This window comes from Nonomuraea sp. NPDC050202 (genome assembly GCF_040656115.1).
Classification (GTDB): Bacteria; Actinomycetota; Actinomycetes; order Streptosporangiales; family Streptosporangiaceae; genus Nonomuraea.
In genome coordinates this window covers 61,346-87,115 of the sequence record NZ_JBFALF010000005.1, presented here as the reverse complement: position 1 = coordinate 87,115, position 25,770 = coordinate 61,346, and the positions used below count along the sequence as shown (strand labels likewise).

The following is a 25,770-nucleotide window of genomic DNA, read 5'->3' as shown; positions in this document are numbered from 1 at the left end:
AGAGGATCCTATTGGGAAATCCTCGCCTTTACCTCAGTGATCGCTGACACAGAGGTCGGATCGATGTCATAACCCAGGGCCAGATAGGTGCTCGCATAGTCGCCGAGCCCGATGAGGCTCGCCATCCGCTCCAGCGGATGCTCCCCCTCGGCCGTCAGCTCGGTGACCGGCACGTCGCGCTCGCGTGCCAGCCGCAGCGACGCCTCGCGCCGCCGCGTCACCTGAGGGTGCTCCTCGACATCGCGCAGGACGACGAGCCTGAGCGTGCGGCCCGCCGCGTCGGCGAAGATGTCGCGCTCGGCCATCGGCCCGTCGAGGACCTCCACCTGATGGTGGTCGGCCTCGGGCAGCTCGCCGTGGATGGCGGGATACTTCGCGTTCGCACCGAGCTGGCAGACCAGCCGGTACGCCGCCACGGACGCCGCCGGAGACGACCCCCAGACCATCGGCACGCTCTCGGCCAGATCCATCGCCAGCGACTTGCCCGGATTGATGAACGACTCGCTCGACGGACGGCACCGGTGCGCCATGTCCTCCAGCAGCCTGGCCACCCGTTCGAACAGGTCGGCCTCCACCGACACCAGCCGCAGCGCCGCCGCCGCCACGATCGGGGGGATGCTCAGCAGCCACAGGTTCGCCCTGGACTGGCCGGTGACCGGCACCGGCACGTAGACGGCTGACGCCTGGGTGGCGATGGCCTCCAGCGGGGAGCCGGGAGCGCCGACGCCGAGCAGCGTGCAGCCGCGCCGCACCGCCTGGGTGGCGACCGCCAGCGTCTCCTCGGTGGTGCCCGAGCCGGAGACGGCGATGACCAGGTCCGTGGCCCCCACCCAGCCGGGGAGCTGGTAGGAGCGCAGGGTCACGATCGGCAGCGGCGCGCCGTTGCCGACGACCGCCGCCAGGATGTCGCCGGCGATGGCGGAGCCGCCCATGCCCGCGACCACGATGGCGCGCGGGCGCCCGTGATCGGCCAGGCGGTCGAGGCGGGCCTCGACGGCGGTGCGGTAGCCGGTGCGTACGTGCGCCGCGGAGGCCGCGACGGCCGGAAGCATGCCCCCAGGATCGCCCTCGCCGAGGTGACGCTGGTCGTCAAGCCGCTCCGGCTCCCAGGTCACGGTTTCCTGGCCTCGTCGACGAGCAGGACGGGAATGTCATCCCGGACCGGGTAGATCAGGCCGCAGCCGGTGCAGACGAGCTCCTCCGCCTCGTTCTCCGCCCGCAGCGGGGCCTTGCACGCCGGGCAGGCGAGGATCTCCAGCAGCCAGTCGTCGATCTTCAATCTGACACCTTTCCCACAATGGCGAGGACCTCGTCCCTGATCGCCGTCATCTTGCTCTCGTCGGCCGCCTCGGCGTTCAGCCTGAGCAGCGGCTCGGTGTTGGAGGGCCGCAGGTTGAACCACCAGCCGGACCCGCTCACGGTCAGCCCGTCGAGCTCGTCGAACTCGCCGCGCCCCGCGAACGCCTCCCGCACCCGCCGCAGCGCCTCCGCCTGATCGGACACCGTGCTGTTGACCTCGCCGGAGGCGTGGTAACGCGCGTAGGACTCCACGACCTGCGACAGCGGCCGCTCCTGCTCCCCCAGCGCGGCCAGCACGTGCATGGCGGCCAGCATCCCCGAGTCGGCGAACCAGAAGTCCCTGAAGTAGTAGTGGGCCGAGTGCTCACCGCCGAACACGGCCCCCGACCTGGCCATCTCGGCCTTGATGAACGAGTGGCCCACCCGCGTGCGCACCGGCACGCCGCCGTGCTCGCGCACGATCTCCGGCACGCCCAGCGAGGTGATCAGATTGTGGATGATCGTCGCACCGGGGTACTTGGCCAGCTCGCGCACCGCGACCAGGGCGGTGATCGCCGACGGCGGGACCGACTCGCCCCGCTCGTCGATCACCCAGCACCGGTCGGCGTCGCCGTCGAAGGCGAGCCCCAGGTCGGCGCCGCTGTCGATGACCGCCCGCTGCAGGTCGAGGAGGTTCTGCGGCTCCAGCGGATTCGCCTCGTGGTTGGGGAAGGCGCCGTCGAGCTCGAAGTAGAGCGGGGTCAGCTCGATCGGCAGCCCCTCGAACACGGCGGGAACGGTGTGACCGCCCATCCCGTTGCCCGCGTCGACGACCGCCTTCAGCGGCCTGATGCCGCTCAGGTCGACCAGCCCGCGCAGGTGGTCGGCATAGCCCTGGAGCAGGTCCTTCTCGATCACGGAGCCGGTGGGCGTGGCCGTCACTCCGACCAGCTCCGCCGCCCTGTCGCGGATCTCCGCCAGCCCCGTGTCACCGCCGATCGGCACCGCGCCCGACCGGCACATCTTCATGCCGTTGTAGCGGGCGGGGTTGTGGCTGGCGGTGAACATCACCCCGGGCAGCCCCAGGCTGCCGCTGGCGTAGTAGAGCAGGTCGGTCGAGCCCAGCCCGGCGTGCACCACGTCGGCACGGCGCGAGCGGGCGCCCCTGATGAAGGCCTCCGCCAGCAGCGGGGACGACTCGCGCATGTCATGCGCGACCACCACCGACCGGGCCCCTGTCACCTCGACGAACGCCGCCCCCACGGCCTCGGCGGTCGGCTCGTCCAGCTCGTCGGGCACAACCCCGCGAACGTCGTACGCTTTGAAGATCTTGGCGAGGTCGCCCACTCTCCAGCTCCGCCCCTCGGTCGTTTCCGCCGTACAGGACGAGCCTACCGGTCGCGGTGCTGCTGGGCCGATCTCAGGACGCGCAGGTGCCCGCGGCGGCTCACCTCGACGCCCTGCCCGACCGGCTCACCTCCACCGGACGACGTGGGCCGCGCGGCCTCCCTGACCGCGTTGGCCAGCGCTTCGAGATCGTCGGAGCTGGGCGAGGCGCCGTCCGTCGGCAGCCGCACCACCTCCCAGCCGCGGGGGGCGGTCAGCCGCTCGGCGTGTTCGGCGCACAGGTCATAACAGTGTGGCTCCGCGTACGTCGCCAGAGGGCCGAGAACAGCGGTCGAGTCGGCGTATACGTACGTGAGCGTGAAGACGGCAGGCTGGCTGCAGGCGGTGCGGGAACAGCGGCGGACGGGGCTCACGGAGGGACCGTATCTGGTAAGAGTGCGAGGCGCCACTACCTGAGCGCTCTTAACGAGCGTGTCGCCACAATTCGGACACCTGTCGCAGCGTTTCCACCCACATGCCCCGAACCCTCCTCCCCTTGCTCCGGTACCACCTTCCCCGGCTTCCCCACCTGTTGACCTGCCCAATCCTCCGCACCACCCCGATCTTGCCCGCGACGCTCCCGATGAGCGGGGAGGCGACCCCGTGCCACCACCTCGATCTGCCCCGGCGGCGCTCCTGAGGATCGGCGAAGCGGCCCCGTACACTTGCACACGTGATACCCAAGCGCGGTCCCAGACGGCGCGATCGCCACGGTCGCGGCCTCCGCGGCCCGCTCGCCCCTTCCCACGTCCCCATGGCCAAGTCCCGCAGCGAACGCTTCGACGACCTGGTGCTCGACGCGGTCGACCGCCTCAGGCCCCGCTGGGAGAGGCAGCTGTCGGCGGTGGAGTTCGCGGTGGAGGACGTCCCGCCGCTGAGCGAGCTGGGTGACGGCCCCCGCCTCAACTCCGACCCGATCCCCTTCGGCCGCGCCGACGCCGCCACCGGCCAGTCCCCCGCCTCCATCGTGGTGTACCGCCGGCCGCTGGAGGCCCGCGCCCGGGACAGGGACACGCTGGGTGCGATGGTCCACGACACGGTGGTGGAGCAGGTGGCCACGCTGCTGGGCCTGGCCCCGGAAACCGTGGACCCGGGCTACGACGACCGCCGCTAGCCGGGTTCCCCCGGTGTCTCCGGTCCGCCGCGATGAGTTCAGGACGATCCACGAGTCCAACTCAGCGAGCAGACGACAGGAGACTCAAGATGAGCGAGCGAGTGGACACAGCGATCACCGGCATCAGGACCGTCGGTGTCCCCGTCACCGATCAGGACCGTGCCGTCGCCTTCTACGTGGACGTTCTGGGCCTGGAGAAGCGCCTGGACGCCCCGGTGGAGCAACTCGGCGGGCGGTGGATCGAGGTGGCGCCGGCGGGGGCCGCGACCTCGATCGCGCTGGTCCCCGCAGGCCCGGAGGCGAAGGCCGGCGTCGAAACGGGCATCCGGCTCTCGGTGCCGGACGCGGCGGCGCTGCACAAGGAGCTGGTGGAGCGCGGGGCGGAGGTGGGCGAGCTGCTGCGCTGGCCGGGCGTGCCGCCGATGTTCAGCCTGCGGGACCCGGACGGGAACGGGCTGGAGGTCGTGGAGTAGCCACGCGCGGTGCGGTCCCGGGGGGCGCATCGGGTTGGGACCCGCGTCGCGCCCCTCGTACGCGCTCCGATCAGCTCACGTGAAGAGGCGGCCCTCCGCGGGCGCTGGTCGCACTCGCAGAGGCCGCCCACGAATCGGCGTTGCCCCTGTCAGAGCGTGAGACAGCCCACGAGCGGGACTTCCGGCGGAACGACCACGGCACCGGCCGGGTCGGCGACCGTGCCGGTGGTGCAGTTGGTCATCAGGATCGGATCCACCTTCTGGGCCGACTCCAGGACCGCGAGCTTGGTGGGATCTATCACGGCGTGTGCGGCTGGGGCAGGCAGGATCAGCCCGGCTGCAGCGGCGATCACCCCGGCGACGGCGATCCTACGGGGGGATGTCTGCACGAGAACCTCCTCGATGTGGCTACGGACTATCACCCTCCGCCACCACCTCGCCGTGACGCAAGGTAGCCATTAGTTACGTTGAGTTATCCCGGGCGTGGTGCATCTCTGACCCCACCGGTCACCCCATCCTCATCACACTGCCGGCGTGCGGCGACGGCGCCGCCGGTTGACGGGGGCCTCTCGGCGACCCATTATGAACATAGGTTCATGAACAGTCGTTCACGTAGGGAGTGCCGATGGAAGCGATCGTCAACACCGAGCAGGCGAAGGCGTGGAACGGGTACGAGGGCCGGCACTGGGCCGACAACCATGACCGCTACGACGCCACGAACAGCGGTTTCAACGAAGCCCTGCTGGAGGCGGCGGGGATCGGCGACCGCGACCGGGTACTCGACATCGGCTGCGGGAACGGGCAGGTCACCAGGCTCGCCGCCCGCAGCGCCCGGCACGCCGTCGGAGTGGACCTGTCGGAACCGATGCTGGCGCGGGCACGATCGGTGGCCGCCGCCGAGGGCGTCCGGAACATCACGTTCGAGCGGGGCGATGTCCAGGTCCACCCGTTCGAGGCGGGCTCGTTCGACGTGGCGGTCAGCCGGTTCGCCGTGATGTTCTTCGGCGATCCGGTCGCCGCGTTCGGCAACGTCGCAAGGGCGCTCCGGCCCGGCGGCCGCCTCGCCTTCGTGACGATGAAGGACCCGCACGGCACGGACCTGGGCACGATCCTGGCGGCCATCAGCGGACTCCTGCCCGGCTGGCGTCCTGCCTCAGCACCGGATCGTTCGGGCCCGCTCTCCCTCGCCGACCCCGACCGGATCCGCGAGGTGCTCACGCGAGCGGGCTTCGGGAACATCACGGTGACACACGCGGAAGCCATGGCCGAGCTCGGCAGGAACGCCTCGGACGCGGCCGGGTTCTTCAGCGGCTGGGGCCCCGTCCAGCACCACCTCGGCGGCGCCGATCCGGCGCCGGTTCGCACGGCCCTGGAGTCGGCGTTCCGGAACTTCGAGGACGGGGACGCCGTCCGCCTCCGCAACGCCGCCTGGCTCGTGCGGGCCGACCGCTGAGCAGAAGATCGGGCCGGCCGAGCGCGCCGGCGGCGGCGCACGGCATCGCGCTCCCCCTCGATACGGTGTCCTGGTGTCACCGAGAAAAGCGCCGGCACTCCACGGGACCGACCTCACCCTGCGGGACCACCTCGTCGCCACGGCCGCACGCCTGATCGCCGAACGCGGCACCACCGGCCTGACCGTCCGCGCCATCGCCCGCGAGGCCGGCGTGGCCGACGGGGTGCTCTACAACCACTTCGCCGACAAGGAGGAACTGCTGGCGCTCGCCGTGCGCGCGCACATCCGCGCGGTGGGGCAGGGCATGGGCGAGCTGCCCAGGCCCGGCCACGGTCCCGTCCGGGAGAACCTGCGGGCCCACATCGCGTACGGCCTCGCGTTCCACAAGGCGGTGCTGCCCGCGTTCGCCGGGCTGATCGGCCGGCCGAAGGTCCTCGACGCGTTCACCGCGAGCGGCGTGCCAGGAGAGGACTGGCGCGATCAGCTCCACGGATATCTGCGGGCCGAGGTCGAGCTGGGGCGGCTCGCCCCGGACGCGAGGGTGGACGCGGCCGTGGCGATGATCGTCGGGGTCTGTCACGAGACGGTCCTCACGGGGCTGCTGTACGACGCCTCCGCCCCTCAGGACCTGACCGTCGAGTTCGTCGATGACCTGGTCAGCGCCGTACTGGACGGCATCGGGCAGGCGCGGGCGTGAGCTGGGGCGGCGTCGTGCGCAGCGGCCCGAGCGCCCCTGCGGGGTGCGGTTCCCTCCCGGACCTCCCCGGGCCCACCCGGTTCAGGGCACGACCACGTCGTAGGTGTGGGTCAGGGGCGGGAGCATCGTGAACATCCGGGCCGGGGCCAGGGGCTGGGTGGTGAGGAGGACGCCTGTTCGCCGGCGTTCCTCCACCAGCCTGCTGCCGTACACCTCGCCCGCCACCGGCGTGACGACCACCGCGTAGTCGCCCTTCGCCGTCAGCTTCACCGCCCGCGTCCGGCCCGCCGGGATCTCCACCTCGAACGGGGCTTGCGCCGTCCCCTTCCCCGGCACCACCTGGACCCGCACCTTGCCGGGCTGCGTGCCGAGCGCCGTCAGCAGCAGTTGTGAGCCCGTGGCGTTGCGGGCGACGGCGCTGCCGAGGGCCAGGGACGGGGTGCCGGCGGTGAAGGCGACGTCCGGGCGTTCGCCTGTGCCGGTGGCGATCAGGCCGGCGACGATCGGGGTCGGCGAGGTGAGGACCAGGGCGGCGGCGGAGCCGGCCACGCCTGTGGTGACGTCCAGGGCGGTCACGCTGCCCGCCGGTACGTCCAGCGTCTCCCGGCCCTTCATCGCGTACTCGGCGTCCTCGGTCACCGCCTTGATCTCCACGACGGCGTCGGCGTCGCCGGGGGCCGCCACGAGGAGCCGGCGCAGGCCGCCGCCCCCGGGAATTCCCGGTACGACCACGCGGGTGGCCGGCGGGGCGGCCGAGGGGAGCCAGTCCACGCCGCCCGTCTCCGGCGTCGCCCTGGCCGCGACCGCGACGCGGCCGAACGTGGTGGTGACGCTCACGGCCATCACGTCGGCCGACGGCGCCAGCGTCCTCAGGTCGATCTCCCTGTGCTCGCCCGGCGCGATCTCCAGGCCGAGGCCGGCTTCGCTGGAGATCCTGCCCTCCGCCGCGTACACCTGCACGTCCGCCAGGGCGGGCGCCTTGTCGGCGTTCGTGAGGTGGAGGCGCACGCCGGCGTTCGCCGGGCCGGGGCCCACCAGCCACGTCTCGGGGGCGGGCTCCGTGCAGCGGACCCCGGCCAGGCCGCGCGCGGCGCCCGCGGTCGCGCGGGTCAGGTAGCCGGCCTCCAGGCCGCCGGGACCCTTGGTCACGTACGGCTTGCCGTTCTCCATGGTCTCGCCGTTGAGCGTGCCCGGCAGGAACACGTTGACCTGCTCCCCCTTCGCCCCCGGGCACACCGCGGTGACCGACTCCACGGCGACCTTTCGCGGCTGCGCGGGAGCGGGCGGGGGGACGGCGGGCCTGGTGAGGTAGGCGATGCCGTACATGGCCGCCAGGGACACGATGACCAGCGCCAGCAGGCCGAACCTGTTCTCCACGAACCTCTGCATCACGCACCCGCCAGCGCCACGGCGGGCGTGTCGGCGGGTTCGGGCTGGCGGCGGCCCGGGGAGGCCAGGAGGGCGGCCACCAGCAGCAGCGCGCCCTGCGCCCACAGCCACACCGTGTGCAGGACGCTCACCGGCTGGGCGGGGACGCGGGTGACCGGCTCGGCCAGACGCCACAGGCCGCCGCCCGTGTCCGACAGGCTCATGCGTTCCAGGGAAGGCTGGGAGTCGAGGGTCCTGGCCAGTTCGGGCGAGACCGGGGGCGCCACGGCGACCATCGCGATGCCCTGCGCGGCCAGCGTGGCGGCGTCGCCGCCGCGCCCGCCGACGAGGCCCTGCACGGCCGCGCCCAGCCGGTCTCGGACCTGGGCCGCGACGGGCAGCTCCGCCTCGCCGATCAGCGGCGTACGCCCGTGCAGCACCGCGAACCCCGATCCCTTGATCACCAGGGTGCGCTCCCCCTGCGTCGTACGGGCGGCGGCGAGCGCGGGCAGCACGTCCCTGGCGTCGCCCACGAGCGGCCCGCGCACCCCGCCGGCCACCCAGTAGCCGGCCGCCAGCAGCGGCGTGCTGAACGCCACCACCACCATCGCCGTCGCGCCCACCCGCCGCAGCCCGCCCCCGGCGCGCAGTTCGGCGAGCCGGTGGGCGGTCAGGCCCACGAGGACCACCAGCCCGGTCCCCGCGATCGCCAGCGGCACCCCCGGCCACGCCTTCGCCCCCTCGACCGTGATGCGGCTGACCAGGACGCCCGCCAGCACCCCGTACAGCGCGACGCCCCAGCCGATGGCGACGATCAGGCGCTGGCGGCGCATGAGCAGCGCGGCCAGCGCCGCCGCCATCAGGCCCGCCGTCACCCAGAACGGCGGCAGCCCCGGTCCGCCGGGGCTGAGCGCCAGCAGGGATTCCGGGGCGAGGGACGGGTCCACCAGGGCGGGGTCGTGCAGGCCGGCCTCCAGGAGGATCCTGCCCGGGTCCGTCACCAGACCGGCCGTCCAGGGCAGCAGCAGCACCGGCGGCACGGCGAGCGCGATCGCCATGGACACCAGCACCTCACGGCTCACCCGGCCGCCCGCTCCCCTGCCGCTGCCGCCCTTGCCTGCCCTGCTCAGGACGCCGCCGCGGGCTCGGCCTCGCCGGCCGCCGGCCCGTTCACGCCGGTCGCCACCACCGCTGCCGCCACCATTGGCGGGGCTGGTGACGGGGCTGGTTGCGATGCCGGACCCGAAGCCGGTTGCGGTGGCGGTGGCGAGACCGATGGCTGGGGCGGGCGTGAAACCGGAGCCAGGGCCGGTGGCGGGCGTGAAACCGGGGGCGGTGGCGAAGGTTCCAGACGGTGTGGCGGTGCCCGAGTTCGTGGCGGCGTCCGAGGCGGTGCCGGCGCTCGTGGCGTCGGCGACGGCCCCGCCCTGGCGGCGGGCGCCGGCGACCAGCCCGCCGAGCCCGACCGCCCCCAGCACCCCCAGCACCGCGAACAGCGGATACACCAGCGGCACGAACGCCATCCCGACCGCCAGCCACAACCCCAGCGCCCAAGCGGCCCGCCGGGCCCGCCGCCGGTCAGGAGCCAGCAGGATGATCCCGAGCAGCCAGGCGTACACGGGAAGCAGCACGAACACCACGGCCGTCCCCAGCCGCCCGCCCGAGACGGCCCCCGTGGCGACCGGCAGCAGCGCGTACGTCCCCGCGGCCCAGGCCCGGGCGGGCACGGACGGGATGAGGTGCCGGGTGGCCAGGTACGCGGTGGCGCCGGCCAGCGGCACGGAGCCGAGCAGCAGCACGGAGACGGCCAGCCAGGTCTTGCCGAGGGCGAGCGTGGAGAGGGCGGCGAGCACGGCCACGTACGGCGGCGCGGGCGCGGTCGAGCCGAGCCCCACGTCGTGGAAGCCCTCCAGGTAGAACGCCCACAGGTCGGCGGCGCCGCCCGTCACCGGCACCAGTGCGCCCCCGCCGAGCCGTTCACCGCCCAGCAATGACCGCTCGGCCAGGAGCGAGACGACGGTCAGCGCGAACATGAGGATGACGCCGGGCCGGCCGACGAAGCGCTGGAAGGCGCCGGTGTCGGACGGCGGGACGGCGTCCTGCTCCTCGCCGTGGGCCGCGTGGTGGTGCTGGCCGGCGGCGTCGACCGGCGCCTCGCCGGCGAGGAAGCTCTGCACCATGTCGGTGAGGCGCCGGTAGGCCGCACCCCGAGGAGTCATAAGCCGCTTTATGCGGATATATCCCTTCTTGCGGCCGTGGCTGCGGGCCCGCCGCGCCCGCAGCAGCCTGAACGGGTGCACCAGGACCGAGGCCATGGCCACGACCTCGTCCAGCGCGTTCGCGGGCTGCTTGCTGACGATGAACAGCAGCGTGCGGAAGAAGGAGCCGAGCACGTTCCGCAGCAGCGCCCACATCATCGCCATGAACGGCAGGTTCGCCATCACCACGAAGATCGCGTTGCGCCGGTCGAGGCGGCGCGGGTGGTCGCCGCTGACCGTGATGCGCCGCCGCCTGCGGGCCGCCGCCTCGGCGTGCCAGGCCACGGCGGAGGTCACGTTCAGCACCTTGTGGCCGGCGTTGCGCACCCGCCAGCACAGGTCGAGGTCGTCCCTGAACAGCGGCAGGAACGGATCGAGCCCGCCCGCCCTCTCCCACACGTCCCGCCGGATTAGCATCCCGGCCGTGGACACCGACAGGACCTCCCGCGTCCCGTCGTGCTGTCCCTGGTCGAACTCGCGCGGCTCCAGCCCCGTGTCCCTGCGCCCGGTACGGCCGACGGTGACGCCGATCTCCAGCAGCCGCCTGCGGTCGATCCAGTCGAGCAGCTTGGGGCCGAGCACGGCGGCCTTGGGATCCTGCTCGGCCGCGCTCAGCAGCATCTCCAGCGCGCGCCTGTCGGGGGCGCAGTCGTCGTGGAGCAACCAGATCCACTCCTCGTGCCCGGTGGGCGGCAGCCGGTCGAGCGCCTTGGCGACCGACTCGCCGAAACCGGTGGAGCGGGGCAGGGAGATCAGGTTGCCGGGGCCGAGCGTCTGGCCCAGCAGGTCGGCCGAGCCGTCCCTGCTGCCGTTGTCGACGCCCGCCACGCGGTCCGGCCTGCGGCTCTGGTTGATCAGCGCACGCAGGGTCTCCCCGAGCCAGCGCGCGCCGTCATGGGCGACGACGATCGCGGTGACGTAGGGACGGGACATGGGTGGGTGACTCCTGGGGGGAAGATCAGGCGGGCCCACCATACATGTGCAAGCCGTTCAGGAGATGCGAAAAGGGTCACACGGCTCCCCGCGTGACCCCTTCCCCCCTTATCACTACACCGCCTGGCGCTTGATCCGTCTGCGCTCCCGCTCGGACAGCCCACCCCAGATGCCGAACCGCTCATCGTGCTCGAGTGCGTATTCCAGGCACTCGGCACGAACCTCGCACGATCGGCAGACCTTCTTGGCCTCTCGGGTGGAGCCGCCCTTCTCCGGGAAGAACGCCTCCGGATCAGTCTGCGCGCACAACGCACGCTCCTGCCAGCCGAGTTCTTCAGCGTCAAGCTGATCCTGTGCGATGACCGGATCGGTCACTGCACACCTCCCTGCCGCCCGCCCGCAATGGAGCCCCCCATGGACGCCTTCCTTATTACCCACCCACGGGAAGGCGTAACAACATGGTTGTAATTACACGCGTGTGCTGCACGTGGCGTCAAGCGGCATGCAGCTATCCGGGGAAAGACCAGATCTCGCCCCGGTGTGCTCGGCATGTGATGTTCGCACCCGGGCCGACGCCTTACGGGCATGGCATCGGCCTGGCTCGTTCAACGCTGTCAGCGGTCGGAACCGTACCAGGGCGGGAAGACACCCGCCCGTGGCCCACCTTCTCTCTAGCCGTTCATTGCCGGTCCGTTACCTGCGTGGCTCGTTGGGGGTGTATATGGCTGTCGGGTCGATCGGGTCGTCCCCGGGACGGCGGTGGTCGCCGCCGAAGCCGCCCCCCAACGACGTGGGGTCGATCCGCATCGTCGACTCGCCGCCCTGCGCGTCCGCCGGCCAGCCGCCCTGCTGCGGTTGCTGCGGGGCCTGGTGGGTGGGCTGGTACTGGCCCTGCTGCGGCTCGTACCCGCCGTGCTGGGGCTGGGCGGGGGGCTGCTGCTGGGGGTGGCCGAACGGGTCGTCGTACGGCCTGTTCTGCTGACCGCCGTACTCGGGAACGCGCAGCTCGGGCTGGGTGCCGACGTTCGACTGGTACGTCTCCGCCTGCTGGTAGGCGTCCATGAGCTGCTGCGAGCGGGGGTCGACCGGCGGGTCGGGCTCCTGGTAGGCGGGCGGGGCGGCGAACTCGTGGCCGGAGTATCCCGTGAACGGCTGGCCGCCCTGCGGCTGCTGTTGCTGCTGGTCGAAGGCGCTCTGCCCGAAGTACGGCTGCTGCTGGCCGAACTGCTGGGGCTGCTCGGCCTGCGATGGGTACTGCACGTTCGGCGTCGTGTCGCCGGACGGGTAGGCCTGCTCGGCGGAGGGCGCGTACGGGTTGGGCTGCTCGGCAGGCGCGTAGGGGTTGGGCTCGGCGGGAGCGTAGGGGTTGGGCTGCTCGGCCGGGGGCGCGTACGAGCCGGGCTGCTGCTCGGCGGGAGCGTAGGAGCCGGCCTGCTGCTCCGCGGGGACGTACGGGCTGGGCTGCTGCTCCGCGGGCGTGGGGAAGGGGTCGTTCCCGGCGGGCGCGTACGGGTTCTGGCTGGCCTGGCCGTACAGGTTCGGCTGGCTGTCGGCGGGGACGTAGGGGGCGGGGGTGTACTCGCCGGCGGGCGGGGTGGCGTACTCCGGCGCGGGAGCCGGGGCCGAGGGGGCCGTGTCGGCCGGGGTGTACTGGCCGAAGCCCTCGGGGGCGTAGGGCTCGGGCTGCGACTGGTCGGAGGGGGCGGCGGGCAGCGCGCCTCTGATCTGCGGCGCCGGCTGCGGGCTGTAGGCCGCGGCCTGGGGCTCGGGCTGCTCCGGCTGGCCGCCGAAGCTGGGCGGCTGGTGGCCGTAGCCGGGGGTGGAGGGCGGCTGGTGGCCGTAGCCCGGGGTGGAAGGGGGCTGCTGACCGTAACCGGGCGTGGAAGGGGGCTGCTGACCGTAGCCGGGGGTGGCGGGCGGCTGCTGGCCGTAGGCGGGCGCCGAGGGGGGCTGGTGGCCGTAGCCGGGGGTGGAGGGGGGCTGCTGGCCGTAGCCGGGCTGCTGGCCCGACATCGGCTGCTGGCCGTAGCCAGGAGCGGAGGGGGGCTGCTGGGCGTACGCGGGCGCGGCCTGCGGGTCCTGCTGGCCGGACGGGGGCTGCTGGCCGTACGCGGCGGGGGCCTGGGGGTCCTGCTGGCCGCCGAAGCCGGGCTGCTGCGCCGAGGGGGCCTGCTGGCCGTACGCGGGGGCGGGCTGCTGGTCCTGGGGACCGCCGAACCCGGGCTGCCCCGGCGCGGGCTGCTGGCCGAAACCGGGCTGGCCGTAGCCGGGGCCCGCCTGGGGCTGGCCCTGGGGGTACTGCTGCTGGTCGAAGAAGCCGGGCTGCGGGCCGAACTGGCCGTGGTACACCTGAGCGGCCGGCCGCTCCGGCAGCACCTGCGGCAGCAGGTAGACCAGCGCGATGGCGGTCAGCGCGAGGGTGGGCACGCCGAGGAGCACGTACTCGATCGTGGCGCGGGCCCCGCCACCGGCGAACAGCCCGGCCAGCAGCGCGAGCATGCCGAACACGGCGGCGAGCAGCAGACCGGCCGCGGCGCCGTACGTGATCGGCTTCGCCTTGGCCGACGGCTCGCCCACCTTGGTGACCAGCAACACGGCACCGAGCAGCAACGCCGTCACGACTGGACTCGTCACGCCCGAGAAGTTCGAGACCGCGCGCTCGGTGAAGGACGACGAGCCGGACGAGCCGATCAGGATGTGCCCGATCGCCAGCACCACGTTCAGCAACCCGGCGACGAGCATGACCCAGGCCGCCGGCTCCTTGAGCCGGGCAACGTCAAATTTGCTCACAAGTACCCCCATCGGACCCTTTAGCCCGAAGGGAGTTTGCCACATCACTGACTCACCTGCCGGGAGTCCCAACAACCTCTTCCATATCAAATCGCCCAATACCTGGCAGTACACCGATGACAAACGGCGGAAAACCGGTCCCAAGACGGCGCTGTCAGAGCCCGATGGAAGACTGGGCCGCATGCACATCGTGTCACTAGCCGGCGGCATCGGCGGCGCCCGCTTCCTCAGGGGGCTGCGCGCCACCGCGCCCGACGCCTCGATCACCGTCATCGGCAACACGGGTGACGACATCACCCTGTACGGCCTGCGGGTCTGCCCCGACCTCGACACCGTGATGTACACCCTGGGCAACGGCATCGACGAGGAGCAGGGCTGGGGCCGGGCCAAGGAGAGCCACGTCGTCAAGGAGGAGCTGGCCGCGTACGGCGTCGAGCCGCAGTGGTTCGGGCTGGGCGACCGCGACTTCGCCACCCACATCGTGCGCTCGCAGATGCTGGAGGCCGGCTACCCGCTCTCGCAGATCACGCAGGCGCTCTGCGCCCGCTGGCAGCCCGGCGTGCGGCTGCTGCCGATGAGCGACGACCGCTGCGAGACGCACGTCGTGATCGAGGACGAGCGCGGCAAGCGCGCGATCCACTTCCAGGAGTGGTGGGTACGCCTGCGCGCCTCCGTGCCCGCCCAGTCGTTCCCGCTGGTCGGGGTCGACTCCGCCAAGCCGGCCCCCGGCGTGCTGGAGGCCATCGAGCAGGCCGACGTGGTGATCCTGCCGCCGTCCAACCCGGTCGTGAGCATCGGCACGATCCTGCAGGTCCCGGGCATCCGCGAGGCCCTGCTGCCCAAGACCGTGGTGGGCGTCTCCCCGATCATCGGGGGCGCGCCGGTGCGGGGCATGGCCGACGCCTGCCTGACGGCGATCGGGGTGGAGACGACCGCGCAGGCCGTGCTGGAACTGTACGGCGCGGAGCTGATCGACGGCTGGCTGGTGGCCGAGGAGGACGCCGGGGTGGCGCTCGACGGCGTGCGCGTGCTCGCCCGCCCGATCCTCATGCACGACGCCGAGGCGGCGGCCGGCATCGCCCGCACGGCCCTCGACCTGGCCCAGGAGCTGGCCCAGGAGCTGTCCAGGTGACCCAGGCGACCCGCATCGAAGTGATCCCCGTTACCGGCCTCGGCGAGGTGCGGCCGGGCGACGACGTCGCGGCCCTGCTCGCCGGCGCCGACCTGCGCGACGGCGACATCGTCGTGGTCACCTCCAAGATCGTGAGCAAGGCGGAGGGCCGGCTGCGGCAGGCGCCGGATCGCACCCAGGCCATCCTGGAGGAGACCGAGCGCGTGGTCGCCAGGCGCGGCGACACCGTGATCTCCCAGACCAGGCACGGCTTCGTCATGGCCGCCGCCGGGGTCGACGCCTCCAACACCGAGCCGGGCACCGTGCTGCTCCTTCCGGAGGACTCCGACGCCTCGGCCAGGCGCATCAGGGCGGGCCTGGGCGGGCGCGTCGGGGTGATCGTGTCCGACACGTTCGGGCGGCCGTGGCGCAACGGGCTCACCGACGTGGCCATCGGCGCGGCCGGCGTGCTGCCGCTCGACGACTACCGCGGCGCCTCCGACTCCTACGGCAACCAGCTCAGCGCCACGGTCACGGCCCTGGCCGACGAGATCGCGAGCGCGGCGGAGCTGGTCAAGGGCAAGCTCGCCGGGGTTCCGGTGGCGATCGTGCGCGGGCTGGGCCACCTGGTGACCGAGGACGACGGGCCCGGGGTCCGGCCGCTGGTGCGGGGGGCCGACGAGGACCTGTTCCGTTACGGGTCGCGGGACGTCGTGTTCGCCCGCCGTACGATCAGGGAGTTCTCCGACCAGCCCGTCGATGCGGAGGCGGTGCGCAGGGCGGTCGCGGCCGGCATCGCGGCGCCCGCGCCGCACCACACGACGCCGTGGCGGTTCGTGCTGCTGGAGTCGCCGCAGACCAGGACGAAGCTGCTCGACGCGATGCGCGAGGCGTGGATCGCCGACCTGCGCGGCGACGGGTTCTCCGAGCAGTCGATCGCCAAGCGGATCAAGCGGGGCGACGTGCTGCGCAACGCGCCTTACCTGGTGGTGCCGTGCCTGGTGATGGAGGGTTCGCACACCTACAGGGACGATCGGCGCAACGCCTCGGAGCGGGAGATGTTCATCGTGGCGACGGGCGCCGGGGTGGAGAACTTCCTGATCCAGCTCGCCGTGGAGGGGCTCGGCTCGGCGTGGGTGTCGTCCACGATGTTCTGCCGCCCGGTCGTCCGCGAGGTGCTCGACCTGCCCGAGTCGTGGGATCCGATGGGCTGCGTGGCCGTCGGCCATGCCGCCGCGCCGCCGCGCGACCGGGCGCCGCGCGACCCCGCCGACTTCATCGTCACGCGCTGACAGGCGGTCAGCCAGGCGTTTACCGTTAGGAAACTTTCCTTTACATTGGGGACATCCCCCCATGTGAAGGAGCACTTCATGAGAAGAACCCTCACGTTAGTCGCCGTGGTGGTGATCGCGGTCGCCACCACGGTGTTCAACACCACCCCGGCGTTCGCGCACGGCTACGTGCTCACGCCGCCCTCCCGCCAGGCGAACTGCGCCCAGGGCAAGGTTTCCGGCTGCGGCAACATCATCTACGAGCCGCAGAGCGTGGAAGGCCCGAAGGGGCTGCGGAGCTGCCACGCCAACCTCGGGCAGTTCGCGCAGCTCAGCGACGAGAGCAAGGCCTGGCCCGTCGCCTCGGTGGGCAGCTCGGTGACCTTCACCTGGACGTTCACCGCCAGGCACGCGACGCTGAACTACGAGTACTACATCGGCAACACCCGGGTGGCCGTGTTCAACGGCAACGGCCAGCAGCCGCCGCAGACGATCTCGCACACGGTCAACTTCTCCGGCTACTCGGGCCGGCAGAAGGTCCTGGCCATCTGGAACATCTCCGACACGGCCAACGCCTTCTACTCCTGCATCGACCTGAACATCGGCGGCGGTGGCGGCAACCCGACCCCGACACCCACCCCGACCGTCACGCCGACCCCCACCCCGACACCGACGCCGACGACGACCACGCCTTCCGGCACCTGGAAGGCCGGCACGGCCTACGCCGCCGGCAACACCGTCACCTACAACGGCGCCACCTACCGGTGCCTCCAGGCGCACACCGCCCTCGCGGGCTGGGAACCGCCGAACGTGCCCGCCCTCTGGGCCCGCGCGTAACCCTCTTCCCCGGCCGGCCGTCGCGATCACCTCGCGGCGGCCGGCCTAGGCCGTCGGCTTGCAGGTGGGGTGGCACAGGCGGCGGGCCAGGGCCGCCAGGAAGACGTCGATGATCTCCCCCGGCTCCTCGGCCTCGTGCAGGGACCCGTTCGTGGCGGCCGCGATCTGCGACAGGCCGGCCCGATCGACCCCCTTGCCGAACGCGATCACGATGATCTGCACGGGCCGGTCCGGGTTCCACTCCCGCCGCAGCCGATCGAGAAGGCGCGTCAGCTCCGTGCCCCTGCCGTCGTCCCGCCCGGCCGTGATCACCAGGAGGACGTTGTTCATCTCCTCCCGGTAGTCGCCGCTCACCCTGCGGAACCCGCTGAGTATCGAGTCGTACAGGGAGCTGTCCCGGTTCGGATGAGCGCTGATCGTGCTGGTCAGCTGGTCCAGCCGGCTGCGCCGGATGACCTGCCCCGTCTCGGGCTCGTTGATCGGCCCGAGGCCGACGTGCTGCCGGTGGTTCCTGATCCCGCCCACCTCGTCGGCGAACTCCCACAACCCCATGTGGGTGGAGTCGGGGAAGAGCTGGAGCCCGATCTTGGCCGCGTCGAGCGCCACGCTCACCCGGGTCCGGCCGTTCAGCGGCTCGGCCATGTGCTTGGAGGTGTCGGCCAGCACGAGGATGTTGGTCGGCGGGGCGAGCCGGCTCCAGGCGCGCAGGGCCTCGTCGATGTCCTGCGGCGACACCGACGACCTGGTCTTCGGGGCGGCTGAGGGGATCTGCGGGCCGGGCGAGATCGGCGCCTGCGTGCCGTCGCCCGACCGGAAACCGGCCCGCCGCACGATCTCCTGTGCCTGCGCCCCCTTCAGCCAGCCGGCGAAGACGGTGGAGGCCTCGGCGACGTCGGGGTCGGCGGCGGTGACGACGTACGGGTAGTCGAGGTTGATCGTGCCCTCGCGCGGGTGCAGCGCCACGACCGGGTCGGCTGAGGGCCGCAGGTTGTGGTTCCACACGGACTGCTCGGGCACGATGACGACAGGCCGCTGCCAGAACGTGTGGTCGTCCACGGCCGCCAGCATGCTGCGGTAGTCGGGCGCGGATCCGGCCTGCGCCCAGCGGACGAACGCGGTCAGCGCCTTGTCGGCGTCAGGCCCGGTGCCGACGACGTCCCTGGCGGCGGCCACGGTGGCGATGCCCGCCCCGGCCAGGGAAGGGTCGGGCACCCGTACGACGTCCGGCTCGTCCGCGTTGGGCGTCACCCGCCCTCGTACGGTCGAGGGGAAGACCATCCGCCAGTTCATCTCCGTCTGCCCCACCGAGAAGCGCTGGGCCAGCGACGCGCGGGTGGCGAAGACGAGCGGCGAGGTCGCCACCACGCTCTCCCCCGCGGGCAGCGAGCTCGCGCCCTGCTGGCGGGCCAGCCTGATCCAGGCCGAGGAGTCGGCGATCCAGCCGTCGGGCCGCTCGGCCAGCACGCCCGCCCGGTCGCCGATCAGCGTGCGCAGGACGGTGGCCGGCGGCTGCTCGGTCACCTGGACCAGCACGCACCGGCCGCCCACGGCCGTCTTCGTCCCGTTGAACCGGTCCGCCGCCTGCATGACCGCCGGGGCGACGTCCACCGCGGCGGCCACGTTGACCAGAACAGGCTCTCGTGTGCTGCACAGCACCCCGCCGCCGCCGAAGATCACGACGAGGCCGGCCGCGACGATGGCCACGGCCGTCAGCCCTGCCAGCATGCCACGCTGGAACGCCTTCCTCCGTCGCTGTTCGGGGGACAGCGCGGCGCGGTGCCGACCCAACCGCACGGTGAAAACCTCTCTCCCAGGGGAGTGATGATTCTCCCAGCGCCTCGCAGGGCGAGCGCAAGCCCTTGTTAGAACACGTTACAACTAGGCTAGCGGCAGCACCCTCCTGACGCTCTGGCAGACGCCGTCACTGGCCGCCGAGGCCACCAGCCGCTCCTCGTCCGGCACGCCGTACTCGGTGGTGCGCTGCCTGACCGGCCGGCCGGTGACCTCCACCATCGCGCGCAGCTCGCTGATCGTCTTGTACGAGCCGTTCTCCGACCCGGCCATCCTGCTGATGGTCTCCTCCATCAGCGTGCCGCCGAGGTCGTTCACCCCGCCCTGGAGCACCTGGCGGCACAGGTCGTCCTGGAGCTTGACCCAGGAGCACTGGATGTTCCTGATCGCGCCGTGCAGGAGGATCCTGGCCAGCGCGTGCACGGCCCTGTTCTCCTGCGCGGTCGGCCCCGGCCTGGCCACGCCCGCCAGGTAGATCGGGGCGCTGGTGTGCACGAACGGCAGCAGCACGAACTCCGAGAAACCGCCCGTCTCCTCCTGCAGCTTCCTGATCAGCTTGATGTGCCTGACCCAGTGCAGGTGGTTGTCCACGTGCCCGTACATCATGGTCGAGGTGGTGGGGATGCCCACCTTGTGTGCCGTGGTGATGACCTCGATCCACTCCTTGGCCGGCAGCTTGCCCTTGGTCAGCACCCAGCGCACGTCGTCGTCGAGGATCTCGGCCGCCGTGCCCGGCAGCGAGTCCACGCCCGCCTCCTTGGCGGCCTCCAGCCAGTCACGGATCGACAGGTTCATCCGCGAAGCGCCGTTGATGACCTCCATCGGGGAGAACGCGTGCACGTGCATGCCCGGCGTCCTGGCCTTCACGGCCCTGGCGATGTCGAAGTACGCGCTGCCGGGCAGGTCGGGGTGGATGCCGCCCTGCATGCACACCTCGGTCGCGCCGGCCGCCCACGCCTCCTCGGCCCGGTCGGCGACCTGCTCGACGCTGAGCGTGTACGCGTCGGCGTCGGTCCTGCGCTGGGCGAAGGCGCAGAAGCGGCAGCCGGTGTAGCAGACGTTGGTGAAGTTGATGTTCCGGTTGACGACGTAGGTGACCTCGTCGCCCACCGCCTCCTTGCGCAGCGCGTCGGCGATGGCGGCCAGCTCGTCCAGCGCCTCGCCCTCGGCGCCGAGCAGCGCCACGGCCTCGGCGTCCGTCAGGCCCGCCGGGTCGGCCTCGGCCCGCTTCAGCGCCTGCCGCACGTCGCTGGAGGTGGCGGCGGTCGCGGTGCCCAGGCGCTCGCGCAGGGCGTCCCAGTCGCCGTAGACGTGGTCGAAGTCGTCGCGGCGGTCGTTCGTGCGGCCCGTGGTGTCCACCTCGACGTGCAGGTCCACCCGGCCGGACGCGGCGAAGCCGCCGTCGGGCTCCTGCCAGGGGCGGCCCTCCGGCACGGCGTCCTCGCGGGCCAGGCCGGTGGCCGGGTCGGCCAGGGCGGAGACGTGGGCGATCAGCCGGGGGTCGAGCCACGGCTCCCCCGCCAGCACGTACTCCGGGTAGATGGTCAGGCGTTCCCTGAGCCGGAACCCGGACTCGCCGGTGCGCGCGGCGAGGTCCTCGATCTGCGGCCACGGCCGCTCCGGGTTGACGTGGTCGGGCGTGAGCGGCGACACGCCGCCCCAGTCGTCGATGCCGGCCCTGATCATCAGCTCGTACTCGGAGTCCACCAGGTTGGGCGGCGCCTGGAGGCGTACCCGGGGGCCGAGCACCAGGCGGGCCACCGCGATCGTGGCGGCCAGCTCCTGCAGGTCGGCGTCCGGCAGGCCGCGCATGGCGGTGTCGGGCTTGGCGCGGAAGTTCTGCACGATCACTTCCTGGACGCCGCCGTACTCCCTGGCCACCCTGCGGATCGCGAAGATCGACTCGGCCCGGTCCTCGACGGTCTCGCCGATGCCGATCAGGATGCCCGTCGTGAACGGCACGTTCGTGCGGCCGGCGTCCTCCAGCACGCGCAGCCGTACGGCGGGGTCCTTGTCGGGCGAGCCGTAGTGCGGCTGCCCCTTCTCCTCGAACAGCCGCCGCGACGTCGTCTCCAGCATCATCCCCATCGACGGCGCGACCGGCTTGAGCCGCTGGAAGTCCCGCCAGCTCAGCACCCCCGGGTTGAGGTGCGGCAACAACCCGGTCTCCTCCAGCACCCTGATCGCCATCGCCCGCACGTAGGACAACGTGTCGTCATAACCGTGCGCGTCCAGCCACTCCCTGGCCTGGTGCCAGCGGTCCTCCGGCCGGTCCCCCAGCGTGAACAGCGCCTCCTTGCACCCCATCGCCGCCCCCTGCCGGGCGATCTCCAGGACCTCGTCAGGGCTCAGGAACGGCGCGGGCAGCTTGTGCGGCGCCGTCGCGAACGTGCAATAACCACAGCGGTCCCGGCACAGCCGGGTCAACGGGATGAACACTTTCCTGCTGTACGTGATGATCCCCTCGCGGCCGGCGGCCCGCAGACCGGCGTCGCGCACGCGGGAGGCGTGTTCGAGAAGCGTGTCGAGGTGCCCGTCCCTGGCGTGCAGGAGCACGGTCGCCTCGGTCACGTCGAGCGTCTTGCCGTCCCTGGCACGGGCGAGGGCGCGGCGGAGCGCGGAGTCAGAACTCATAGAGGCACAGTACGACGGGCTGAGTTCACCGTACGCACCCAGGGCGCGCTCAGAACGACCGGTAGTCGCGCACGGCCATCCTGGGCCCCCTGGCCGGCGGGCGCAGGCCGCTGAGCCAGACCAGCACCGTGGCGCGGTGCCGATGCCCGGTGTACGGCTCCAGCAGCCGCATCATGCCGGGATCGTCGGTCTTCTCCCCCGTCAGGGCGTAGCCGACGAGCTTGGCCAGGTGGAAGTCGCCGACGCTGACCGCGTCGGGATCGCCGAACGCCCGCTGGCGGATCTCCGCCGACGTCCACGCCCCGATCCCGGGCAGCGCGCGCAGCAGCCGGTCGAGCTCCTGCGTGGTGGCGGCGGCCTCCAGCTTGCCGGCGTGCCAGGCGGCGGTGGCGATCGTACGGGCGCGCACGGCCTCGGCGCCCGCCCGGTGCCAGTGCCAGGACGGGATCTGCCGCCACACCCCGGGCTCGGGCACCACCCGCATGCCCTCCGGGGCAGGGCCGGGGGCCGGCTCGCCGTACCGGCCGAGCAACCACCGCCAGGCCCGCCACGCCTCCTGCCCGACCACCTTCTGCTCCAGCACGGCGGGCACGAGCGCCTCCATCACCCGCCCCGTACGCCCGATGCGCAGGCCCGGATGCCTCCTGGCGGCCTCCGCCAGCACCTCGTGCCTGACGCTGAACCCGGACGGGTCGTCCTCGGCCCCCAGCAGCGTCGGCATCGTCTCCAGCGCCCAGCCGGCCCCCGGCCCCCACGCCTGGCCGTGCACGCTGCCCGCCTTGACGCTGACCCTGAGCGTGCAGGGGCCGTCGGGGGTCCTGGACGTGCGCCACACGGCGCCGTCGGAGGTCCGGCGCCAGGTGGGATCGCCGCCGCCGCGCTTGTGCGGCTGCAACGCCAGCCCCACGTCGAGCGGCCCTTCGGGCTCCCACCTGCGCTCCATCACCTGTCCAGTCTGCCCCGCCCCCTGGGGTGGGTCAGACGTCGCTGGAGTAGCGCAGCGCGCGCTCGGGCAGCTCGATGCCCGGCCAGATGCGCACGCCGTTCTGCAGCTCGTTGCCCGGCCCCACGATGGCGCCGTCGCCGATCACCGCGTCGCGCACCACCGTGCCGGCGCAGACCCGGGCGCCCTGGCCCACCACGGAGTCGGTCACCGAGGCCCCGGCCTCGACGACGCAGTCGTCGCTCAGCACCGAGCCCACCACCGTGGCGCCCGCCTCGACCACGGCGCGCGCGCCGACGGCCGTGCCGCCCTGGACCTTCGCCTCGGGCGAGATCCGGGCCCCTTCGAGCTGGAGGTACTCGCCCGTGGGCCCGGGCAGCGCGGGCGAGGCCAGCTTGCCGAGCACCAGGTCGCGGGAGCCCTGCACGTACGCGGTGGGGGTGCCGACGTCGAGCCAGTAGGTGCGGTCGGCGTAGCCCAGCACGAGCTCTCCGGACTCGATCAGCCCGGGGAACGTCTCGCGCTCGACCGACACGACCTCGTCGCGCGGGATGGCGTCGATCACGGACCGGGTGAAGACGTAGCAGCCGGCGTTGATCCGGTTCGTCACCGGGTTGGGGGTCTTCTCCAGGAACGCCGTCACGCGCCCCGCCTCGTCGGTCGGCACGCAGCCGAATCGGGAGGGATCATCCACTTCTGTCAGATGGAGCGTTACAGCGGCCTGCTTCGCGCGGTGCACGCGCACCTGCTCGCCGATGTCGTGACCGGAGAGGATGTCGCCGTTGAGGATCAGCACCGGGTCGTCGGGGCCGGCCGTGAGCGCCTCGGCGGCGTTGCGGATGGCGCCGCCGGTACCCAGCGGAGTCTCCTCCGTCATGTAGACGAGCGAGAGCCCGAACGCCGCCCCGTCACCGAAGGCAGGCTCGAACATGGACGCCTTGTAGGAGGTGGCGAACACGATCCGGCGCACGCCGAAGGAACGGGCGCGCGCCAGTTGGTGGGCCAGGAACGGCACCCCGGCGGTCTGCAGCAGCGGCTTGGGCGTGCCCAGTGTCAGCGGACGCAGGCGCGTGCCCTGCCCCCCGACCAGGAGGATCGCCTCGAGGTCTGGCAAAGAGCTCTCCATCACTCCGTGAGGTTACCGAACTATTCGATCGCGCGTTGATAAGAGCTGAGATGCGCCTCCGCCGAGGCGTCCCAGGTGAATTCGCGAGCTCTCGCCGGCCCCGCCTCCTGCAACTGCTTCCTGCGCTCGGGAGAGGCCAGCAGCTCACCCAGCGCCGCGGCGATGCTGGCGGAGTCCGGCTCAGTGTAGGCCACCGCGTCCCCGCCCACCTCGGGCAGCGAGGTGCGGTAGGTGGTCAGGACCGGGGCGCCGCAGGCCATGGCCTCCAGCACCGGCAGCCCGAACCCCTCGCCGCGCGAGGGGAAGGCCACCACCAGCGCCCCGCCCAGGAACCCGGGCAGGTCGGGCGCGCGCAGGTAGCCGGGCCTGATGACCCTCACCGTGGCCTCGACCTCGCGGCAGGCGGCGTCCACGTCGTCCTCGTGCACGCCGCCGCCGAGCACCAGCGCCGGCGGCTTCTCCAGCCGCTTCACGGCGGCGGCGAAGCCACGGATGAGGTTCGGCACGTTCTTGCGGGGGTCGAGGGCACCCAGGAAGGCCACGTACGGCTGGCCGTGCAGCCCGCACCTCACGGCGGCCCTGCGGATCTCCTCCTCGCTCGGCGGGTGGAACTGCGCCAGGTCCACGCCGTGGTAGGCCACGTCGATGCGGGTGGGGTCGGCGGCCAGCACGCGCACCAGCTCGTCGCGCGTCGCCTTGGACGGCACGATGACACGCTGGGCATGGCGTACGGCGGTGCGCGTGGCCGAGCGGAAGAACGCGGCACGCGGGCTGTGGTCGTCGGGCTCGGTGAACCAGGTGGCGTCGTGCACCGTCACGACGGTCGGCAGGCCCGACCTGAGCGGGATGGAGTAGTAGGGCGCGTGGATGACGTCGGCGCCGGCCTGGCGGGCCAGTAGCGGGAGCCCTGTCTGCTCCCATGCCAGCCTGGCGGCCCTGTTCGTGATCGCGACGGGCCCGGGAAGCACCTGGGCCGTGGGCGCGAGGCGGCGGTAGCGCTCCGCTTCGGCACGTTGGCAGACCACTGACAGGTCCGCGCCGGCCCGATCGAGCGCGGCCACGAGCCCGTCCACATATCTGATCAACGCGCCGCGGTCCGCGGGGACCGCCGCCGCATCGACGAGCACTCGAGGCATACGAAGATCTTCTCCCCTCAAGATCAACGTGGGACCGGGCGTCCCCCTCATAAATTCACCTTATGACCAGCCTCCCCTAAATCGTGGGCCAAATCACACCGAGTCGCGACGCGCCGCAATTCCCGCCAGGCCCGCGCAGATCAGATCCCCCACGATGATGACAATGCGGGAGGAAAGGGCCACCGCAATTGCGTCACCCGAGTCGAGATGGGGCGCGAGCACCGCAACCATGGCAACCTCCCTGACCCCCGCGCCCGCCGGGATCACGAAGGTCAGGATGCCCAGGCACCACGACATCGCGAAGGCCCCGACGGCGAAGAGCAGACCGCCCTGGGGGGCGACGAAGTACAGGTGCACGCCGTAGGCGAGCCAGCCGGCCAGCGCCCAGCCGAGCGCGGTCAGCATGCCGCGCCTGGTGAGGGGGCGTTCGAGGGGCTCCCGCCCGAGGCGGCGCAGGGCGTACCCGATGACGGCGTTGACCACCCTGGGTTCGAGCAGGACGAGCAGCAGGGGGACGAACAGCAGCAGCCAGCCGTACTGGTTCCAGCCCAGCGTGACGAGCGTGACCAGCAGGCCGGTGGCGAGCTGGATGGGCATCATCAGGAAGAACGCCGCCGCGCTGCGCGGGCGCGGCACGCCGAGGTCGCGGCCCATCTCCATCTGGGCGAGCACGGGCCAGACGGCGCCGGGGATGTACTTGCCGAGCTGGCCCACGAAGAACACCTTGGCCGCCGGGCGCGCGGGCAGCGGCGAGCCCAGGTCGGCCAAGAGGGTGCGCCAGGTCAGCATGGCTCCGAGCAGCGCCGCGACCACCGCGACCAGCGAGCCGGCCAGCGCGGCCCACGACAGCCGGGCGAACCCGGCCACCACCGCGTCCCACTCCCTGGCCACCGCATAACCGCCGAAGCCGAGCGCGACGGCCAGAAAGCCGTACCTGACCAGCCGGCGACCCAGCGAGCGCCGCCGCGGCACCCCCTCGGCCGCGCTCCCGGGACCACCGTTCCCGGCGGCCGGTGAGGCGGCCGAGCCGGCCGCGGGATGGGCGTCAGTGGAGTCGGCTGTGGGGTCGGCGGCGGGGTCGGCGGCGGGGTCGGCGGCGGGGTCGGCGGCGGGGTCGGCGGCGGGGTCGGCGGCGGGGTCGGCGGCGGGGTCGGCGGCGGGGTCGGCGGCG

Annotated in this window: 22 protein-coding genes; 7 read left to right on the top strand and 15 right to left on the bottom strand. The window is 72.5% G+C overall.

The window, feature by feature from the left end; translation table 11 throughout:
• Positions 1–8 precede the first annotated feature (8 nt).
• From AB0I79_RS16940 to AB0I79_RS16925, 4 genes are read right to left on the bottom strand one after another with little or no spacing between them, the layout of a single operon-like run.
• The gene (locus AB0I79_RS16940) at positions 9–1,115 is read right to left on the bottom strand and encodes an SIS domain-containing protein (protein WP_357873266.1); all 1,107 of its coding nucleotides are present in this window, start codon (positions 1,113–1,115) and stop codon (positions 9–11) included.
• A complete protein-coding gene (locus AB0I79_RS16935) occupies positions 1,112–1,279 on the bottom strand; it encodes a Trm112 family protein (protein WP_080042874.1) in 168 nt (55 codons plus the stop codon). Before AB0I79_RS16935 ends, AB0I79_RS16940 begins: the two co-directional genes overlap by 4 nt.
• A complete protein-coding gene (locus AB0I79_RS16930) occupies positions 1,276–2,625 on the bottom strand; it encodes a phosphomannomutase/phosphoglucomutase (RefSeq protein WP_357873264.1) in 1,350 nt (449 codons plus the stop codon). The genes AB0I79_RS16935 and AB0I79_RS16930 overlap by 4 nt, the downstream gene beginning before the upstream one ends.
• A 44-nt stretch (positions 2,626–2,669) precedes the next feature.
• Complete coding sequence (locus tag AB0I79_RS16925; RefSeq protein WP_080042876.1) at positions 2,670–3,038, bottom strand: DUF3499 domain-containing protein; 369 nt, start codon at positions 3,036–3,038, stop codon at positions 2,670–2,672.
• A gap of 380 nt (positions 3,039–3,418) precedes the next feature.
• Between AB0I79_RS16925 and AB0I79_RS16920 the strand changes: the two genes are divergently transcribed.
• Together AB0I79_RS16920 and AB0I79_RS16915 are read left to right on the top strand one after the other, a co-directional pair.
• Positions 3,419–3,778, top strand: a complete 360-nt coding sequence (locus tag AB0I79_RS16920; protein WP_357873261.1) for a metallopeptidase family protein — start codon at positions 3,419–3,421, stop codon at positions 3,776–3,778.
• An 89-nt stretch (positions 3,779–3,867) separates the two neighbouring features.
• Positions 3,868–4,251: a VOC family protein gene (locus AB0I79_RS16915; protein ID WP_357873258.1), complete on the top strand. Its 384-nt coding sequence runs from the start codon at positions 3,868–3,870 to the stop codon at positions 4,249–4,251.
• 149 nt (positions 4,252–4,400) lie between these two features.
• Here the strand turns inward: AB0I79_RS16915 and AB0I79_RS16910 are convergent, their stop codons facing one another.
• On the bottom strand, positions 4,401–4,640 hold the full coding sequence (locus AB0I79_RS16910; protein WP_357873255.1) for a hypothetical protein: 240 nt from the start codon (positions 4,638–4,640) through the stop codon (positions 4,401–4,403).
• A 236-nt stretch (positions 4,641–4,876) separates the two neighbouring features.
• Between AB0I79_RS16910 and AB0I79_RS16905 the strand changes: the two genes are divergently transcribed.
• Positions 4,877–5,704, top strand: a complete 828-nt coding sequence (locus tag AB0I79_RS16905; protein WP_357873253.1) for a methyltransferase domain-containing protein — start codon at positions 4,877–4,879, stop codon at positions 5,702–5,704.
• Positions 5,705–5,777: 73 nt separating this feature from the next.
• The gene (locus AB0I79_RS16900) at positions 5,778–6,401 is read left to right on the top strand and encodes a TetR/AcrR family transcriptional regulator (protein ID WP_357873250.1); all 624 of its coding nucleotides are present in this window, start codon (positions 5,778–5,780) and stop codon (positions 6,399–6,401) included.
• Between the two features lie 81 nt (positions 6,402–6,482).
• On the opposite strand, the gene AB0I79_RS16895 is transcribed toward AB0I79_RS16900, so the two are convergent.
• The 4 genes from AB0I79_RS16895 to AB0I79_RS16880 all read right to left on the bottom strand — a co-directional run bounded on the left by AB0I79_RS16895 (position 6,483) and on the right by AB0I79_RS16880 (position 13,750).
• A complete protein-coding gene (locus AB0I79_RS16895; RefSeq protein WP_357873247.1) occupies positions 6,483–7,790 on the bottom strand; it encodes a DUF5719 family protein in 1,308 nt (435 codons plus the stop codon).
• Positions 7,790–10,960, bottom strand: coding sequence for a glycosyltransferase family 2 protein (locus AB0I79_RS16890; RefSeq protein ID WP_357873244.1), 3,171 nt, complete (start codon positions 10,958–10,960; stop codon positions 7,790–7,792). The genes AB0I79_RS16895 and AB0I79_RS16890 overlap by 1 nt, the downstream gene beginning before the upstream one ends.
• Before the next feature lie 114 nt (positions 10,961–11,074).
• Entirely contained in the window at positions 11,075–11,335 is a 261-nt protein-coding gene (locus tag AB0I79_RS16885; protein WP_020546325.1) for a WhiB family transcriptional regulator, read from the bottom strand.
• 318 nt (positions 11,336–11,653) lie between these two features.
• Positions 11,654–13,750 (bottom strand): hypothetical protein, encoded by a 2,097-nt coding sequence (locus tag AB0I79_RS16880; RefSeq protein ID WP_357873240.1) that lies wholly within the window; start codon positions 13,748–13,750, stop codon positions 11,654–11,656.
• Positions 13,751–13,931: 181 nt separating this feature from the next.
• Here AB0I79_RS16880 and cofD point away from each other — a divergent pair, with 181 nt between their 5' ends.
• The 3 genes from cofD (at position 13,932) to AB0I79_RS16865 (ending at position 16,969) form a co-directional block, all read left to right on the top strand.
• The gene (gene cofD, locus AB0I79_RS16875) at positions 13,932–14,882 is read left to right on the top strand and encodes a 2-phospho-L-lactate transferase (protein WP_357873237.1); all 951 of its coding nucleotides are present in this window, start codon (positions 13,932–13,934) and stop codon (positions 14,880–14,882) included.
• Positions 14,879–16,153: a coenzyme F420-0:L-glutamate ligase gene (locus AB0I79_RS16870; protein WP_357873235.1), complete on the top strand. Its 1,275-nt coding sequence runs from the start codon at positions 14,879–14,881 to the stop codon at positions 16,151–16,153. Before cofD ends, AB0I79_RS16870 begins: the two co-directional genes overlap by 4 nt.
• Positions 16,154–16,231: 78 nt before the next feature.
• The gene (locus AB0I79_RS16865; protein WP_357873232.1) at positions 16,232–16,969 is read left to right on the top strand and encodes a lytic polysaccharide monooxygenase; all 738 of its coding nucleotides are present in this window, start codon (positions 16,232–16,234) and stop codon (positions 16,967–16,969) included.
• Positions 16,970–17,014: 45 nt separating this feature from the next.
• Here AB0I79_RS16865 and AB0I79_RS16860 read toward each other — a convergent pair whose 3' ends face one another.
• The 6 genes from AB0I79_RS16860 to AB0I79_RS16835 form a co-directional block, all read right to left on the bottom strand.
• Entirely contained in the window at positions 17,015–18,763 is a 1,749-nt protein-coding gene (locus AB0I79_RS16860; RefSeq protein ID WP_357873230.1) for a substrate-binding and VWA domain-containing protein, read from the bottom strand.
• 84 nt (positions 18,764–18,847) lie between these two features.
• Positions 18,848–21,394: a bifunctional FO biosynthesis protein CofGH gene (locus AB0I79_RS16855; RefSeq protein ID WP_357873227.1), complete on the bottom strand. Its 2,547-nt coding sequence runs from the start codon at positions 21,392–21,394 to the stop codon at positions 18,848–18,850.
• A gap of 49 nt (positions 21,395–21,443) precedes the next feature.
• Positions 21,444–22,337: a DNA-3-methyladenine glycosylase 2 family protein gene (locus AB0I79_RS16850; protein ID WP_357874261.1), complete on the bottom strand. Its 894-nt coding sequence runs from the start codon at positions 22,335–22,337 to the stop codon at positions 21,444–21,446.
• A 34-nt stretch (positions 22,338–22,371) separates the two neighbouring features.
• A complete protein-coding gene (locus AB0I79_RS16845; protein ID WP_357873225.1) occupies positions 22,372–23,463 on the bottom strand; it encodes an NDP-sugar synthase in 1,092 nt (363 codons plus the stop codon).
• 20 nt (positions 23,464–23,483) lie between these two features.
• Positions 23,484–24,599: a glycosyltransferase family 1 protein gene (locus AB0I79_RS16840; RefSeq protein ID WP_357873222.1), complete on the bottom strand. Its 1,116-nt coding sequence runs from the start codon at positions 24,597–24,599 to the stop codon at positions 23,484–23,486.
• Positions 24,600–24,692: 93 nt separating this feature from the next.
• Positions 24,693–25,770 (bottom strand): lysylphosphatidylglycerol synthase transmembrane domain-containing protein (locus AB0I79_RS16835; RefSeq protein ID WP_357873220.1); only part of this gene is annotated, 1,078 nt, incomplete at its 5' end.

Excerpts from the sequence above, each read along its gene's own strand:
- AB0I79_RS16905 (WP_357873253.1), top strand. The coding sequence starts at position 4,877 with ATGGAAGCGATCGTCAACACCGAGCAGGCGAAGGCGTGGAACGGGTAC.
- AB0I79_RS16850 (WP_357874261.1), bottom strand. The coding sequence starts at position 22,337 with ATGGAGCGCAGGTGGGAGCCCGAAGGGCCGCTCGACGTGGGGCTGGCG.
- AB0I79_RS16845 (WP_357873225.1), bottom strand. The coding sequence starts at position 23,463 with ATGGAGAGCTCTTTGCCAGACCTCGAGGCGATCCTCCTGGTCGGGGGG.
- AB0I79_RS16840 (WP_357873222.1), bottom strand. The coding sequence starts at position 24,599 with ATGCCTCGAGTGCTCGTCGATGCGGCGGCGGTCCCCGCGGACCGCGGC.
- AB0I79_RS16895 (WP_357873247.1), bottom strand. The coding sequence starts at position 7,790 with ATGCAGAGGTTCGTGGAGAACAGGTTCGGCCTGCTGGCGCTGGTCATC.
- AB0I79_RS16890 (WP_357873244.1), bottom strand. The coding sequence starts at position 10,960 with ATGTCCCGTCCCTACGTCACCGCGATCGTCGTCGCCCATGACGGCGCG.
- AB0I79_RS16855 (WP_357873227.1), bottom strand. The coding sequence starts at position 21,394 with ATGAGTTCTGACTCCGCGCTCCGCCGCGCCCTCGCCCGTGCCAGGGAC.
- cofD (WP_357873237.1), top strand. The coding sequence starts at position 13,932 with ATGCACATCGTGTCACTAGCCGGCGGCATCGGCGGCGCCCGCTTCCTC.
- AB0I79_RS16920 (WP_357873261.1), top strand. The coding sequence starts at position 3,419 with ATGGCCAAGTCCCGCAGCGAACGCTTCGACGACCTGGTGCTCGACGCG.
- AB0I79_RS16915 (WP_357873258.1), top strand. The coding sequence starts at position 3,868 with ATGAGCGAGCGAGTGGACACAGCGATCACCGGCATCAGGACCGTCGGT.
- AB0I79_RS16865 (WP_357873232.1), top strand. The coding sequence starts at position 16,232 with ATGAGAAGAACCCTCACGTTAGTCGCCGTGGTGGTGATCGCGGTCGCC.